At 63.7% G+C, this 14,439-nt stretch carries 9 protein-coding genes; 3 read left to right on the top strand and 6 right to left on the bottom strand.

Annotated features, from left to right (window positions below):
• Positions 1-118: 118 nt before the first annotated feature.
• From bcsC to bcsR, 6 genes are all read right to left on the bottom strand, one after another.
• A complete protein-coding gene (gene bcsC, locus ACP3TA_RS06355; RefSeq protein ID WP_033645051.1) occupies positions 119-3,592 on the bottom strand; it encodes a cellulose synthase complex outer membrane protein BcsC in 3,474 nt (1,157 codons plus the stop codon).
• Positions 3,574-4,686, bottom strand: coding sequence for a cellulose synthase complex periplasmic endoglucanase BcsZ (gene bcsZ, locus ACP3TA_RS06350; RefSeq protein ID WP_080273430.1), 1,113 nt, complete (start codon positions 4,684-4,686; stop codon positions 3,574-3,576). The genes bcsC and bcsZ overlap by 19 nt, the downstream gene beginning before the upstream one ends.
• Before the next feature lie 5 nt (positions 4,687-4,691).
• Positions 4,692-6,974, bottom strand: coding sequence for a cellulose biosynthesis cyclic di-GMP-binding regulatory protein BcsB (gene bcsB / locus ACP3TA_RS06345; protein WP_426784566.1), 2,283 nt, complete (start codon positions 6,972-6,974; stop codon positions 4,692-4,694).
• Positions 6,975-7,036: 62 nt separating this feature from the next.
• Entirely contained in the window at positions 7,037-9,640 is a 2,604-nt protein-coding gene (bcsA, locus tag ACP3TA_RS06340) for a UDP-forming cellulose synthase catalytic subunit (RefSeq protein ID WP_426784565.1), read from the bottom strand.
• On the bottom strand, positions 9,637-10,377 hold the full coding sequence (bcsQ, locus tag ACP3TA_RS06335) for a cellulose biosynthesis protein BcsQ (protein WP_033645054.1): 741 nt from the start codon (positions 10,375-10,377) through the stop codon (positions 9,637-9,639). The genes bcsA and bcsQ overlap by 4 nt, the downstream gene beginning before the upstream one ends.
• Before the next feature lie 3 nt (positions 10,378-10,380).
• The gene (gene bcsR / locus ACP3TA_RS06330) at positions 10,381-10,572 is read right to left on the bottom strand and encodes a cellulose biosynthesis protein BcsR (protein ID WP_033645055.1); all 192 of its coding nucleotides are present in this window, start codon (positions 10,570-10,572) and stop codon (positions 10,381-10,383) included.
• Between the two features lie 189 nt (positions 10,573-10,761).
• Here bcsR and bcsE point away from each other — a divergent pair, with 189 nt between their 5' ends.
• The 3 genes from bcsE to bcsG are packed head-to-tail and all read left to right on the top strand — an operon-like array spanning position 10,762 to position 14,175.
• Positions 10,762-12,330 (top strand): cellulose biosynthesis protein BcsE, encoded by a 1,569-nt coding sequence (bcsE, locus tag ACP3TA_RS06325; RefSeq protein ID WP_060660090.1) that lies wholly within the window; start codon positions 10,762-10,764, stop codon positions 12,328-12,330.
• Entirely contained in the window at positions 12,317-12,523 is a 207-nt protein-coding gene (gene bcsF / locus ACP3TA_RS06320; RefSeq protein WP_033645228.1) for a cellulose biosynthesis protein BcsF, read from the top strand. The genes bcsE and bcsF overlap by 14 nt, the downstream gene beginning before the upstream one ends.
• Positions 12,520-14,175 carry a cellulose biosynthesis protein BcsG gene (bcsG, locus tag ACP3TA_RS06315; protein ID WP_033645057.1) on the top strand — a complete coding sequence of 552 codons (1,656 nt, stop codon included), beginning with the start codon at positions 12,520-12,522 and terminating at the stop codon, positions 14,173-14,175. The genes bcsF and bcsG overlap by 4 nt, the downstream gene beginning before the upstream one ends.
• Positions 14,176-14,439 lie beyond the last annotated feature (264 nt).

Raw genomic sequence — 14,439 nt, 5'->3', positions numbered from 1 at the left:
CAGGCAAAACCAAGAAAATCGCGGGTTTCAGTCTTTTCCTAAAGCGAACAAACGCGACCCGCACACAGGGTAACAAAACTCCCCGGCGTCCGACACTCCGAATCTTTCCCCCTTCCGGCTACTTGAAGTCGGCGTAAGGCGTCAGCGGCTGCGGCGGCAAATCGAGATCCCCTTGCCAGCCGGCCAGGGAATAACGCAGATAAATCAACGCGTGGCTCGGCGTATAGTCCTTCGCCTGTTGAATGTCGATGCCGGCGCCGAGCGTCCAGTGCGAACTGAGACGGCGTTCGACGATCGCCCGCAGGGTATAACCGACGCCGCTCGAGGAGCTGCCGTCCTCGACGGCGAACTTATCGGGCAACGAATCCGGGATCAGTCCCTGCAGCGGATAGCGGCGCTGGCTGTCGGTTTTGGAATGGGACAGCGAAACCGAACCGCCCAGCTCCCACGACCAGTTCTCGGTGCGCTGACGGTAGTTGACCGGCAGCGACAGCGACAGATATTGCTGCGGGCTGTAATAGCCGCCCTGCCCCAGCGAATAGCCGCTCAAATCCTTCTGGTAGTGCCACAGCATGGTATTGAGCCCAACGCTCAGGCGGCGATTGTCTTCGTTGATCAGCTTGTAGTAGTAACCGGCCATCAACCGCTGCCGCTGGTTGTCCGCCACGTTCTTGCCGGTGAGCTGGTGCGCGCTGAGATCGGCCCACACGCCGTTCGCCTCGCCGCGATCGTAGCTGGCGCTCAGACTGACGCCGGTGGCGCGCACGCCGCCCCAGGTAGTGCCGGTATTCGGATCCTTGGCGCCGCCAAACGCCAGCAGCGAGCTGGAGATCGGCCGCCGCGAGGCCGCCAGCGTCCAGCCGATGTGGTTCCAGTCGCCGCTGTAGGCCAGGCCGCCGGTCCAGTCGACCACCTCAAAGCCCATCGGCGTCGTGCCGATGTCGGCGGCCCAGCGATCGTTTTTCCAGCCGGCCGCCACGCTGGTGCCGGTGGTTTTCTGGTGTTCATCGCCGCGGCACCCTTGCGTGTGGCAGGTGCCGAAGGTTTCGTAGTACTTGCCGCTGCCGTCGGTCGAGAAGCGGCCGGCATCCAGCTGCACGGTGTCGGTACGCAAAAAGGCGCGCCCGTCATACAGCGGCATGTCCACCTGCAGCATGGTGTCGTGCGCGTTGAAGTCGGAAATGCCGCCGGTGCCGCTCGAGCGCCAGTAATCGTGATCGAGCGTGACGTTCACGTCTTGCTGTCGATACAGATCCGCGGCGTCGGAGCGGATGCCGCGTTTCAGCCAGTCGTCGCTCGGATTATTGCGCGTCAAATAGGTGTAGCCGTCATTATCCTGCGGCAGCGTCGGCGTGATGCCGCCGGCCACCATCGCCTGGCGGTAATCCTGCTGCGCCCGCTCAGGCTGTTGCTGAGCCCGTTCCAGCCGGGCGGCGTCACGATAAACAAGCGCCTTGGTCTGCCCGGCGGGCTCCGAAGCCGCCGCCGTTTTCAGCCGGCTGAAGAGCGCGTCGGCCTGCTGCGGATCGCCGACCGCGCCCCAGGCGTTGGCGACCCGCCGTTGGCTGTTGAGCGAAGCGTCTTGCGGCTGCGGTTCGGTTTTCAGCCGCTGACGCGCCGCGTCCAGATCCCCCTGCGCCACATAGGCTTCGATCTCGCCCAGCTGCGCATCCGGGTTGTTCGGTTCACGCCGTTTCACCCGCTGATAGTCGTCCAGCGCCGCCGCATACTCCCCGCGCGCCAGCGCCCAGTCGGCGAGCAGCAAATCGATGCGGGTGTCCGCCGGCTGCCGGCGCAGATAGGCTTCCGCCGCCGCTTCGTCACCGGCGGCCCGCAGCCGTTCGGCATGCTCGATTACCGCCTGCATTTTCAGCCGCTGCGCCAGTTCGCGCATGTTGTCGTTCCATTGCGCCGCAGGCAGGGTATTGAGCTGCGCCAGCGCCTGCCTGTCGCGATCGCTGCCGGAAAGATAGAGCGCATAGGCGTAGGTCAGCTGCGGATTGGCGTGCTGGCGCTGCGTCAGCTGCCGGAATAAGGCGTCCGCCTGTTGCGGCTGCCCGGCCTGACGCAGCGCCTGGGCATAGCGATAGGTCAGCCAGACATCGTCGGGCGCCATCGGCTGGGCGCGCCGATAGATTTCCGCCGCCTGCTGCCACTGTTGCTGCTGCGCCAGCGTCTCCGCCTGCTGTTTCAACCTGTCGAGCCGCAGCCCATCGAGAGTGCTGCGCAGCTTGGCCTGCTGGCTGCGCGGCAGGCCGTCAAGGTAGGCCAGCGCTTTTTCCGGCGACTGGCGTTGATAGATATTCACCAGGCCGCGCAGCGCGCTGCCGTTGCCGGGATCGCGCCGCAACGCCTGCTGATAAAACCCTTCCGCCGCGGCGTCATCCTTGCTCGCCACCGCCACATCGCCCAGGCCGATAAACGCATCGCCGTCGCTGTCGTCGAGCTGGCGCGCCTGCTGATATTTCTGCCGGGCCAGCGCGAGATTGCCGGCCTTGAGCGCTTTGTCGCCCTCGTCAATCGCCAGCCAGTAGCCGGTGCTCTTAATCAGGCTCTGCCATTTGCCGCTGCCGTAGCCATTCTTGTCGGCCGCCAGCGCCTGGCGAAACAGCTTCAGCGCCTGCGGGCGGTCACCGGCGCGTGAATAGGCCTGGCCGAGCGCGCCCAGCACCTCGGCGTCGTTCGGCGTCGCCGCCAACGCCTTTTGCAACTCAGGAATGGCCGCCCGGCTGCCGCCTTTATCCACCTGTGCCAGGCCGCGCACCCGCGCCTGATAAGCCGGATCGGCCAACAGTTTCTGCTGTCTGGCCAGCTCTTCACGGGCGCTGGTCGCCTGATCGCCGGTGTCGAACACGCCGAGGAAACGGTTGAGCGCCGCTACGCTCTGCGCGCTGACCGGCATCGCTTTGACCTTGTCCAGCCACAGATCGGCGGCATCGCCGCGCCCGGCCGGATCGGCGGCGATCTTCTGCAGCAGTTCATAGGCCTGCGCGTCCTGATTCTGGCTGAACAGCATGCGCGCCAGCGACATGCGCAGCGCCGCGTTGCCGGAATATTGCTGATCCAGCGCCTGCAGCTGCTTTAACGCCTTCGCCTCCTGTCCCGGCAAGCGCGCCACCAGCCGCCAGTATTCCACCGCCAGATCGAGCGTCGGCGGCTCGCCGTGGAACAGCGCATCGTACTGCGCCTTGGCCTCCGGCAACCGGCCGGCGGTCGCCATCAGGCGCGCCTGCTGCAGCTTTTGCCGGGTTTCCGGCTGGGTCAGCAGCATGTTCATTTGCGCCTGGCGATAAGCGCTGGACTGCGGCGCGAGCGTTTTCAGCTTGTCCAACTGCTGCTGCGCCAGCGCCATGTTGCCCTGCCGCAGCGCCAAACGCATGCGCGCGGCGATCACGTCCGGGTTGTTCGGATCCATCAGTTCGAGCCGGTACAGCGATTGGCGCACCAGATCGTCCTTGTTGCCGGCCTCGCCAATGCGCACCTGCTCCAGCAGCCACTGCTCCGGCGCCACGGCCTCCGCAGCGCGCGCCTGCGGCAGCATCGCCAGACTCAGCGGAATCAAATTCAGCCAGTTTATTTTGAAGTTGTGCATTGGCCGTCCCACGAGGGTTGCAATTCACCCTGACGATTAAAGCGATAACGTTGTTGATCCCACCCCTGGCCGAACAGCGTCAGCGAGGCGCTGAAATAGGCGTCGTCACCCGGCGGGTGTTCGCCGATCCGTTGCCGCTGGGCCGCCAGCGCGTCGGCCTGCGCCGCCAACATCGGCAACATCGCGGCGGAAAAGCCGACCGGGCCGTCGCCGGTGGTTTTGCCGCTGGCGGTATCGGTTTTCTCCGGCGGCACGCCCTGGCTGGCGGTGAGCTGCGCCATCGGCTGGAAGCGTTTGAGCAGCGCCGCCTTGTGTTCATCGTCGTCCGCCAGCATGCCGGCCCACAGATAGACCCGAATGGCGTCGTAGCTGCCGACGTTCGGCTTGACGGTGTCCGGCTGCCAGCCGGCGCCGACCCGCCATACCACCCAGTCCGGCGAGAAGCCGTGCGGCGCGGTCTCCAACCACAGCCGCTGATTGATCTCGCGCATCGCGCGCCACGGGCCGTTCAGCGCCGCAAAACGCGTCAACAGCTGCGGCGGCAGGTAGCTGGGGTTCAGCCGCCAGCGATCTTCCGCCACGAACCCGACTTTGCCCGGCAGCAGCATCAGCCCCAGGCCGGGGATGTCGGCCACTTCCTCGCGGCCGATGCGCTGCAACAGCAGCGTCCCCAGGGTTTGATAACGCCGGCTTTTCCACAGGCGGCCGGCTTCGAGCAGGTTATAAGCGATCCACAGATCGGCGTCCGACGCCGAGTTGGCGTCCAGCACCTTCCACTGCTTGTCGTCGCCCTCGCCCCACAGCCAGGCGGGTAAACGGGCGCTGAGATCGCCCGCCGCCAGGTTGTTCTCCGTCCAGGTCAACAGCTGGTCGAAGGTCGGCCGGTCATTGGCCACCAGGGCGAAGAACAGGCCGTAACTCTGCCCCTCCGACGTGGTGATTTTGTTCGGGCTGCTCGGATCGATCACCCGCCCCTGCGGGCTGATGTAGAACTGCTTGTACTGTTGCCAGCCCGGCCATTCGCAGGCCGCCGCCGCGCTGAAAGCGCACAGCAGCAGCATGCCGAGCGACAGGCGTTGCAGCATCGCGTTCACCGCCGTCAATCCCGATCTTCAGGCGCCAGACGCCGCCGGCTGAAGGCCTTCAGGCCGCGCCACAGCATCAACCCCAGGATCACCACCAGCACCACCGCGAGCACCGCCAGCAGGACCGGATGCGTGGAGAGGGCATACCAAAGCCGCTCCCACCAAGGCAGGTGACCGACATAGTAAACATCGCCGACGCGCAGGCTGTTGACCCCCGATTCGCGGATCACCGCCACCGAGCCGAACACTGCGGCGCGCTTGCCGCTGTCCAGCAGGGCATTGTTCAGCAGCTCATAGCCGCGCGGGCTGTCCGCCAACAGCGCCACGATGCTGCGCTGGTCGTTGAACGGCGACTGCACGCCAATGATCGCCGACATCGCCCCCTCGGAACTGACGGTGGTCTTGCTGTCCGGCTTGGCGTCCTCCGCCAGCACTTCCGAGCTGGGCAGCGGCGGTTGGCGCGTCGGCTGTTTCACCCAGCTTTGGGTCGCGTCCACCAGCAGACTGATTTTCTTGTCGTCGCGCAGCGCCTGCGGAATGGTGCCGACCATCAGGATGTCGTCGTCGCGATCCTTGGCCTGCGACCAGTCGTCGCTCAGCGTGAAGGCCAGCGCCGGGTAGCCGGTTTGCGCGCCGATCACGCCGAGCGCGTTCAGCAGCGCGCTGACCTGCGCCGGCTGCGGTTTCTGGTTCACCAACACCAGCGTTTGCGACAGATCCGCCAGGCGGCTGAACGGGAAGCCGGCGTTGGCGAAGGCGCGCAGGTCCGGCATCGCCATAAAGTGGCGGTAGCCGGAGAAATCGATGGTAGACGCGCCGTCGATCACCGCGTGGTTTGGCGTGAAGGAGTAGGTTTCGCAGCGCCCTTCCGCGCCGCTGGCCAGTAGCGTGGTGTAGTCAAAGTCAAAGCGCAGCTGGTTGGTGGCACCCAGCCGCAGCGCCGGGATGCTGACGTTCTTGTCGGAGTCGAGCAGCCCCTGCGTCAACGGCAGGCGCAGCAGCTGCGCCCCCTGTTCGTGTTCCGGCACCAGCGAGTAGGCCTGCACGAACTGGTTGTTCAGGCTGACGCTCAGCCGCGAACCGTCCTGAATGCGCGGCGCGGTATAACGGTACTTGAGGTGCATATCGATGCCGGTGCTGCGGATCAGGAACAGATCCGGCGGCAAGTTCATGGTCAATGAAATCGGGCCGGGCTCGATGCCGCTGGTTTGCAGCTGTTCGGCGTATTGCTGCAGTTCGGCGAAGGTCATCGGCCGATCGGTGCGCACCCAGTTCGGCGCGTCGTAAGGCTGGCGCGGCGCCAGCTGTTCCACCTTGTCCACCGTCACGTTCTGGCCGCGGAACAGAATGTCGCCCTGCGCGATGCCCTTCACCGCGGTGATCAAATCGTTGTCGTCACGCCCCTGAATCAGCAGCAGTTTGACGTAGGGATTGTCGGGGTGGCTGATCATCTCCACCGTCGGGCCGTTGACCGCCGGGTAATCGCGCAGGAAATCCGGGCGCTGCTTATTGGTGGCGAACACCACCGCGTGCTGCGTCGGCAGCGCGTTATACAGCGTCGGGAAGGATTGCCCGCGCCACTGCGCCTTGCTGCCGAACCACGAGGCCAGAATGCCCGCCGCGCGCTGCTGGGCCAGATCCGGCTGGCCGGCGAACACCATCGGCAGCGTCAGCGGCCGATTGTCGCGGCTGTCGAAGAACGGCTCAGGGAAGTGCGACAGCTCGTTTTTCACCGGCAGCGTCTGGAAGCGCAGCTTCAGCGCGCTGGATTTGCTGACGTCGAGCCACAGCGAGGTGCTGGCCGGGTTTTCGCAGATGTTCTGATAATGGCCGACGAACACCAGCCGGACGCGGTTAAAATCGGTGATATAGCGCGGATCGATCGCCATCTGGATGCGATTGGGCTTGCCCAACTGCTCCTTGGCGATCGTGGTCACGCCCATCAGCTCGTCGTTGAGGTAGACCTTGACGTGCGACTCGACCGGGATCAGCGCCGGCGACGGCGTAAATTCCAGGTCGAGCATCGCCTGCGAGACCACCTCATCGCTGCGCACGCCGAATTCGATCTGCCCGTCCGGCCGGGTGCCGCGCAGAACAAAGCTGCCCGGCGGCGGCGCTATCTGCGCGAACGGCAGCGACACGTCGCGCACCGGCGCATTCGGATCCTGCGGCGCGGCCGCCGTATCGGCCGCCGCGGCGATCGGCGGCTGGGCCGCCACGGTCGGCGCGGTGGCGGCCTGCGACAGGGTGCTGATGCCTAAGGCCAGAGCTGTTAACCAGGTTATTTTTCTCGTCATCGTATCATCATCAATGTTGGAGCCTGTTCACCGGGCGAGTGAGCGGGCGGTTGAACTCGCAGCTAACCCACGGTTTCTTGTTGACCCAAGGTCGGATCCCTGCCGACGCCGCGCGGAATAAACGACACTACCCAGGCGGTCAGCGACGTGACCCCGACCAGCAGACCGCGTACCAGCGGCGGCGCGTAGTCCGCCATGCGCACATAGCCGCGGAAGCCCAGCGCCAGCACGTCGCGCAGGCTTTCGATCGGCCGGTCTTCAGGGAACCCGTCCTGCCACAGCGCCCAGGTATCGGCGCGGGCGAAGGTGCACTGAATAAAATCGATGTGTTCGCGGGTGGAAAGACTGACCAGACGCACCCCCACCTTGTTGCCGAAGGCGCGCGTCACCACGCAGGGGAAGCTGTACTCCTGCTGGCCGCGTTTGAGCAGCAGCGAGGCCTTGTCGCCCTCTTTCAACGTGTCCGCCACCCGCATCTCGATGCCCACGCCGCCATCGGAGTAATCGCGCAGCGTGCAGGGGTAGAGGTGGCCGTCGGCACGCGCGATCGCCGCCGGCATGGCGATCTCCACGCGGTGCGCCTGACGCACCTGTTTGGCCTCCACCGCCACCGCCACCGCGCCGCCGAGAATGGTCATGTTGTACAACACCCACACCAGGCTGATGATCACCGTCATCACCTCGTCCGTCGGGCCATAGGCCAGCCGCCAGGCGCCGAACGCCAGCCCGGCCAGGTTCAGGATCACCAGGAACATATAAGGCCGGGTGATCACCCAGTCGACGTGCTCCTCCTCCACCAGCCCGCCCTTGGCGGTCACGTTGAATTTGCCCTTGTGCGGATTGAACAGCGCCACCGTCGTCGGCCGCGCGATATACCAGGCCAACACCGTTTCATAAATTTCGCTCCAGAACGAATGGCGGTATTTCCCCTGGATGCGCGAGTTGGTCAGGCTGGCGTGGATCATGTGCGGCAGCACGTAAAGCGCGATCGCCAGCGCCGGCGCGAAGATGATGTAGGCATGCAACAGCAAAAACGCCAGCGGCGCGGTGAGGAAGATCAGCCGCGGGATGCCCGACAGGAAGTGCAGCATGGCGTTGGCGTAGCACAGGCGCTGCGCCAGTTTCAGCCCCTTGCCCAGCAACGGGTTGTCGAGCCGGAAGATCTGCACCATGCCGCGCGCCCAGCGAATGCGCTGGCCGATGTGCGCCGACAGGCTTTCGGTCGCCAGCCCGGCGGCCTGCGGAATGCGGATATAGGCCGAGGTATGCCCGCGCCGGTGCAAACGCAGCGAGGTATGGGCGTCTTCGGTGACGGTTTCCACCGCAATGCCGCCGATTTCGTCCAGCGCGCTGCGGCGCAGGATGGCGCAAGAGCCGCAGAAGAAGGTGGCGTCCCACATGTCGTTGCCGTCCTGCACCAGCCCGTAGAACAAAGTGCCCTCGTTGGGCGTCTGACGGAAGCGGCCAAGGTTGCGCTCGAAGGGATCCGGCGAGAAGAAGTGGTGCGGGGTCTGCAGCATCGCCAGCTTTTTGTCTTTGAAGAACCACCCCATGGTCAGCTGCAGGAAGGAGCGCGTCGGGACATGGTCGCAGTCGAAAATCGCCACGAACTCGCCGGTGGCCTGCTTCAGCGCGTTGTTGATGTTGCCGGCCTTGGCGTGTTCGTGAGTCGGCCTGGCGATGTGCTTCACTCCCACCTCGGCGGCGAACGCCCGGAACTCGGGGCGATTGCCGTCATCAAGGATATAGATGTTCACTTTCTCTTTCGGCCAGTCGATGCCCAGCGCCGCATAGATGGTGGGCTTCACCACCCCGAGGTCTTCGTTGTAGGTCGGCACCATCAGATCGATGGTCGGCCAGGTGGCGCTGTCTTCGGGCAACGGCACCGGCTGGCGGTTAAGCGGCCAGATAGTCTGGAAATAGCCCAGCACCAACACCACCCAGGCGTAGGTTTCCGCCACCAGCAACAGCAGGCCGCATACCAGGCTGAGCGGATCGTCCCAGTTCAGCGTGGCGGTATAGCGCCACCACAGGTAACGGCAGGAGACGGTCAACGACAGCACGATCAGCATCAACGCAGGCAAGCGCCCCGGCACCCGGCGCACCACCATCGCGATCCCCCACAGCAGCAGAACGAACACGAACTGCGCCGACAGATCGAACGGTTGCGAGATGCACAGCATGGCGAGGATCGCCGCCAGCACGCCGACCAGAATGAACAGCGCGCGCCGCAATCCGCGGTTCATGCGGCCGAGTCGCTCTACCGAGCGCTGTTCCACGCCGGCGTTTTTCAGCCGCTGCGGCAAGCCCTGCAGCCAGTCGGCATAGCGCTGCTGCAGCCGCCGCCAACCGGCGAAATAATCGCGCTGCACCGGCGCGCGGCCGCTGCGGAACAGCAGCAGCCACGCCCCCTGCAGCAAATAGCGCAGCGCATCCGCCGGGCGGGGGCGTTCGGCGGACAGATGCGGGAACCAGTAAGCGCGGCCGGCGCGCACGCGCCGCCAGGCCGGTGACTCCAAACGCAGCAGCATCCACCCCAGCGCCACCAACAGCGTAGTGAAAAAGGCGGTCAGCGCCGACGCCCCGCTGCGGCGATAGGCGCGGTAACGCGCCTGCACCGCCTGGCGCACCGGCGGCACCAGCAGCAGGCTCAGCACCCGACTCATGGCGCAATGCCCCGTTTGAGGTTGATCAGGCACCAGTTGGCCAGCGTCAGCACTTCATCCGCCGCCAGGCTCTCGGGGCGGTACTCGCCCAGCGGCTGTTTGGCCGCCAGCGCTTCCGCCAGCGCTTCATCGCGGTGGATAACCACCGGCAACAGGCCGCTCAGCGTTTGCAGCCACAGCTGATGCAAATCCTGCTGCAGCCGGCTGGCCGAAGAGTAATGGTTAATCAGGAAATGACTTGCGTGCGGCAGCGCCTGCTGATGGAGCCGCACCTGACAGTTGGCGTCGGGGTTCAACAGCACGAACACGCTGTCGGCCAGTTGCAATGCCTGCTGCGCCAAAACGCCATCCCCGACCGGGACGTCCAGCAGGATCCAGCGCTGCGGATCGCCGGCCATCAGCTGACGCAAATTATCGCGCCAGCGATCGGGATGCGCCTGACACCGATGTTGCACTTCCAGCCGTTCCGCCGCATTCAGGCGGCCAAACGGTAAAAAGTCGAGGTTTTCGCAATAACGCAGCGCGCCTTCCCGCCAACCGCCGCCGTCCTGTTCCGCGCGTGCCCAGCCGCGCGCCAGTTCGAACGGCGTGTTGAAATGCAGGCGCAGCAGATTGTCCGGCGTAAAGTCTATCGCCAGCACCGACTCGCCAAGCTGGCGCAACGCCCAGGCGAGCGCCGCCGTGACTGACGTCGTCCCCATTCCACCCCGCAACCCTTGCAGCGCGATCGCCGGCATAGATCAGTGGCTCCCCGCGTTTTGCGCCAATTCGGCCAGCAGCGGCCAGCGCGTCATCATTTGCGTTAACCGCTCCTGCCGCGAAATATCGACATAGCTTAATTTTGGTAATGAAAAAGCCTGGCTGAGCGCCTGCAGGTCATCCTGGCTCTCCTCCGGCGCCGCTGCACGAAAATGGCTGGGTGCGTTATTCATTCTTCCGCCTTGGCGAAAATAGGCTATGTTAATTAACTATAGCAACGATACAAAAAGAGACAGGCAATAAGATGATTCTCAACAAATATTATTGAAGAACATCGGAGATTTGTTATTGCCAGCGTAAAAATGGCTATCTTTAAATATAAACGCCTTTAGTCGGCTTTCAACGAAAGTAGAACACATCCTATGGCGCACTCTTTTTCTCTAGGCATTCGGCAGATTTGGGAAGAGCTGTCGGTGATGCAGGCCCCCGGGCTTTATTGGATCAATATCGACAGGCAAAGCGACGCCGCGCTGTTGTGTCGCCAGGCCATCGCCGCCCAGCCGGCCACCCGCAAGCTCGCCCTGATCTGCAGCGGAGACAAACCCGATCGCCTGCTGGCCGAGCTGGCTGCGCCCGCTTTGCAGAAGCTGCCGCTGTATCAACTACCGGAGAAAAAAGCCGCGCTGGCGCAGTTGAGCGACGATCTGATGCGCGCCCTGCGGCCGCAAAATCGCTTACTTATCCTGCTGGCCCACGCCAGCCTGTGGCAAACCTTCACCACCGAAGAACTGCGCGAATGGACGCGCACCCTCGCCGCCTGGCTGCGGCGGCAGGGGTGTACGCTATTGATCCTCAGCCACGGCGGCGGCATCAATAAGCTCAAAGGGCAGCTCAGCACACAGCACCGCATCCTGAACGGCCTGTCCAGCCTGCAATGGCAGCAGGACAGCGCGCAATACCTGGTGAACTGGTGGAGCACCGAAAACGGCATCAACGCCAATCAGCTGCTGACGCTGTATGCGGCGGAAGGCGGTTGGCAGGGCGAGGAGGAAAATAGCCAACCCTCCCCCACCGCCTTGCGCAGCGACGAAGGCCAGTATCTGGCCGAGCGCAGCATCCTGGAAGGCGCACCGCCGCTGTCCGCCAACTGGCAGCTGTTGGAGAGCAACGACGAACTGGCGCAGCACGGCATGCTGAGACTCTCGGCGACGTTGATTTTCGCGTTGTATCAAAGCGACCAAATCGATCATCTGGCGCACCAGATCCACACCCTGCGCCGCAGCCGCGGCAACGGCCTGAAAATCGCGGTGCGCGAGATGAGCGCCAGCCTGCGCTACAGCGACGAACGGCTGCTGCTGGCCTGCGGCGCCAACCTGATCGTGCCGCACGTCGCGCCGCTGTCGCGTTTTCTGACCATGCTTGAAGGCATCCAGGGGCAGCGCTTCTCACGTCACGTGCCCGCCGACATCGATGCGCTGCTGGCCGGGCTGCGTCCGCTGCAGCTGAAAGGCTACATGCGGCCGGAACCGTTTAGCCAGGCGGTGCTTTCGCTGATGGCCAACACCTTGCTGCCCGAGGACGGCAAAGGCGTGATGGTGGCGTTGCGCCCGGCCACCGGCCTGCGCGCCGAACAGGCGATGACCCTGTGCCACCTGCGGCGTTTCGGCGACGTGATGACCGTGGTGCAGGGGCGCCTGGTGCTGTTCCTCTCCACCTGCCGCATCAACGATCTGAACACCGCGCTGAAGTTCATCTTCCGCCTGCCGGTGGATGAAGCCTTCAGCAACCGGGTGGTGTGGCACCAGGATGTCGATATCATTTCGGAAATCAAACGCATGGCTCAGGGGCGCTGGCAGCTTACCGCCACCGGCGCCGCGGGCGTCGCGCCGCCGCCCCCCGTGGTGACGGCCGCAGAGCCCGCAGAACGCCGCCAGCCGATCGCTTTCACGCTGCCGCTTGGCCCGCAGGAGGAAAAGCATGCTGAACCTTAACGACATCCTGCAACTGATCTTGCTGTGCGCGCTGGTCTTCATTCCGCTGGGCTACGCCTTTCACCGGCGTTTTCCGCATTTGCGTCAATACTGGCAAAACCTGTTGTTATCGCCGCGCTATTTGAAATCCGCCGGTTTATGGGTGCGCACAGGCTCATCCTCCCAGATTAAACGTCATAAGAAGCAGCCATGAATCCAAACTCAAATACGCAATCCGATAACGCTCTGTGGCGCTACTGGCGCGGGCTGGGTGGCTGGAACCTCTACTTTCTGGCGAAATTCGCCCTGCTGTGGTTCGGCTACCTGAATTTCCACGCGCTGCCGAACCTGGTGTTCATGGCCTATCTGCTGATGCCGATCCCCTCGCCGCGGCTGCACCGCTGGCGCCATTACCTCGCCATCCCGATCGGCATCGCGTTGTTCTACCACGATACCTGGCTGCCGGGCATCAACAGCATTCTCAGCCAGGGCTCTCAGCTGGCCGGCTTCAGCGCCCAGTACCTGCTGGAGCTGGTCAGCCGCTTTATCAACTGGCAGATGGTCGGCGCCGCCTTCGTGTTGCTTATCGCCTACCTGTTCGTCGCCCAGTGGGTGCGCGTTACGGTGTTCACCGTGGCCGCGCTGGTGTGGCTCAATATCGTCAACATCGCCGGGCCGGCGGTCTCACTGCTGCCCGCCAGTTCCACGGCTGCCGCCGGCGGCGCCGGCACGCCGGCCACGGCCGCGCCGACGGCAGGAGATAATGCGCCGGCAGACAGCCTGCCGCCGACCAGCGCCAACCTGACGGCCTATCTGAACCAGTTCTACGAGCGGGAAAAAGGCCGCGCCACCGCGTTCCCGGCCACTTTGCCCGCCGACGCCCAACCGTTCGATCTGTTGGTGATCAACATCTGCTCGCTGGCTTGGGCCGATATGGAGGCGGTCAACCTGCAGAATCATCCGCTGTGGTCGAAGATGGATATCATGTTCGACAGCTTCAACTCGGCTACCGCCTACAGCGGCCCGGCGGCCATACGGTTGCTGCGCGCCAGCTGCGGCCAGCTTTCGCATCACGATCTGTACCAGCCGGTGAACCAGCAGTGTTACCTGTTCGACAACCTGGCGAAGCTCGGCTTCAAGGAACAGCTGATGCTCGATCACTCCGGGGTGTTCGGCAACTTCCTGAAAGAGCTGCGTGAACAGGGGGATATGCAGGCGCCGCTGATGTCGCAGGCCGGCGTCGGCAACGAGCTGACGTCGTTCGACGGTGAGCCGATTTATAACGATCTGGAATTGCTGACCCGCTGGCTGGATCAGCAGCAAAAAGCCGGAGACGCCCGCACCGCCACCTTCTTCAACGTCATTCCGCTGCACGACGGCAACCGCTTCGTCGGCTCTAACAAGAGCGCCGACTATCAGCCGCGCGCGCAGAAGCTGTTCGATCAGCTGAACACCTTCCTCGATCAGCTGGAAAAATCCGGCCGCAAAGTGGTGGTGGTGATCGTGCCGGAGCACGGCGCGGCGTTGGTGGGTGACAAGATGCAAATGTCCGGCCTGCGCGATATCCCCAGCCCGAACATCACCCATACGCCGGTTGGCATCAAACTGATCGGCATGAAGGCGCCGCATCAGGGCAGCCCGCTGCAGATCAAAACGCCGAGCAGCTATCTGGCGCTGTCGGAGCTGGTATCACGTCTGGTGGACGGCAAAGTCTTCAGCGAGTCCAGCGTCGACTGGCAGGCGCTGACGCAAGGGCTGCCGCAGACGCCGGTCATCTCCGAAAACGACAACGCCATCGTGATGCAATATCAGGGGAAACCTTACATTCGCCTGAACGGCGGCGATTGGGTGCCTTATCCGCAATAAGCGCGGCCTTATCGACCCAAAGCACGCCGACGGCGTGCTTTTTTTATTGAGCAAGTCCGACAAAAGGCGAAGTTAAACGTCTGGCAAAAATATTATTACTCACCTCCCGTTAAATTTTTTATTCGCTTATTAATTCATTGCGAAAATTCCTATAAAAATAAGCATTCGTCAGATTTTCGTTAAGCATTCAATAACGCCCCGAAAAGCGATTCGATTAACTGATTGATTAAATAATAAAAAACGCCGGCGTTAAGCCGGCGTGGG

The sequence above is a fragment of the Serratia sp. 2C06 genome (assembly GCF_050037615.1).
Taxonomy (GTDB): Bacteria; Pseudomonadota; Gammaproteobacteria; order Enterobacterales; family Enterobacteriaceae; genus Serratia; species Serratia ureilytica.
This window is presented reverse-complemented; position numbering and strand designations above follow the sequence as displayed.

What these genes read in the sequence shown, in the direction of transcription:
- bcsC (WP_033645051.1), bottom strand. Translation starts at nt 3,592, where the DNA reads ATGCACAACTTCAAAATAAACTGGCTGAATTTGATTCCGCTGAGTCTG.
- bcsB (WP_426784566.1), bottom strand. Translation starts at nt 6,974, where the DNA reads ATGACGAGAAAAATAACCTGGTTAACAGCTCTGGCCTTAGGCATCAGC.
- bcsA (WP_426784565.1), bottom strand. Translation starts at nt 9,640, where the DNA reads ATGAGTCGGGTGCTGAGCCTGCTGCTGGTGCCGCCGGTGCGCCAGGCG.
- bcsQ (WP_033645054.1), bottom strand. Translation starts at nt 10,377, where the DNA reads ATGCCGGCGATCGCGCTGCAAGGGTTGCGGGGTGGAATGGGGACGACG.
- bcsR (WP_033645055.1), bottom strand. Translation starts at nt 10,572, where the DNA reads ATGAATAACGCACCCAGCCATTTTCGTGCAGCGGCGCCGGAGGAGAGC.
- bcsE (WP_060660090.1), top strand. Translation starts at nt 10,762, where the DNA reads ATGGCGCACTCTTTTTCTCTAGGCATTCGGCAGATTTGGGAAGAGCTG.
- bcsF (WP_033645228.1), top strand. Translation starts at nt 12,317, where the DNA reads ATGCTGAACCTTAACGACATCCTGCAACTGATCTTGCTGTGCGCGCTG.
- bcsG (WP_033645057.1), top strand. Translation starts at nt 12,520, where the DNA reads ATGAATCCAAACTCAAATACGCAATCCGATAACGCTCTGTGGCGCTAC.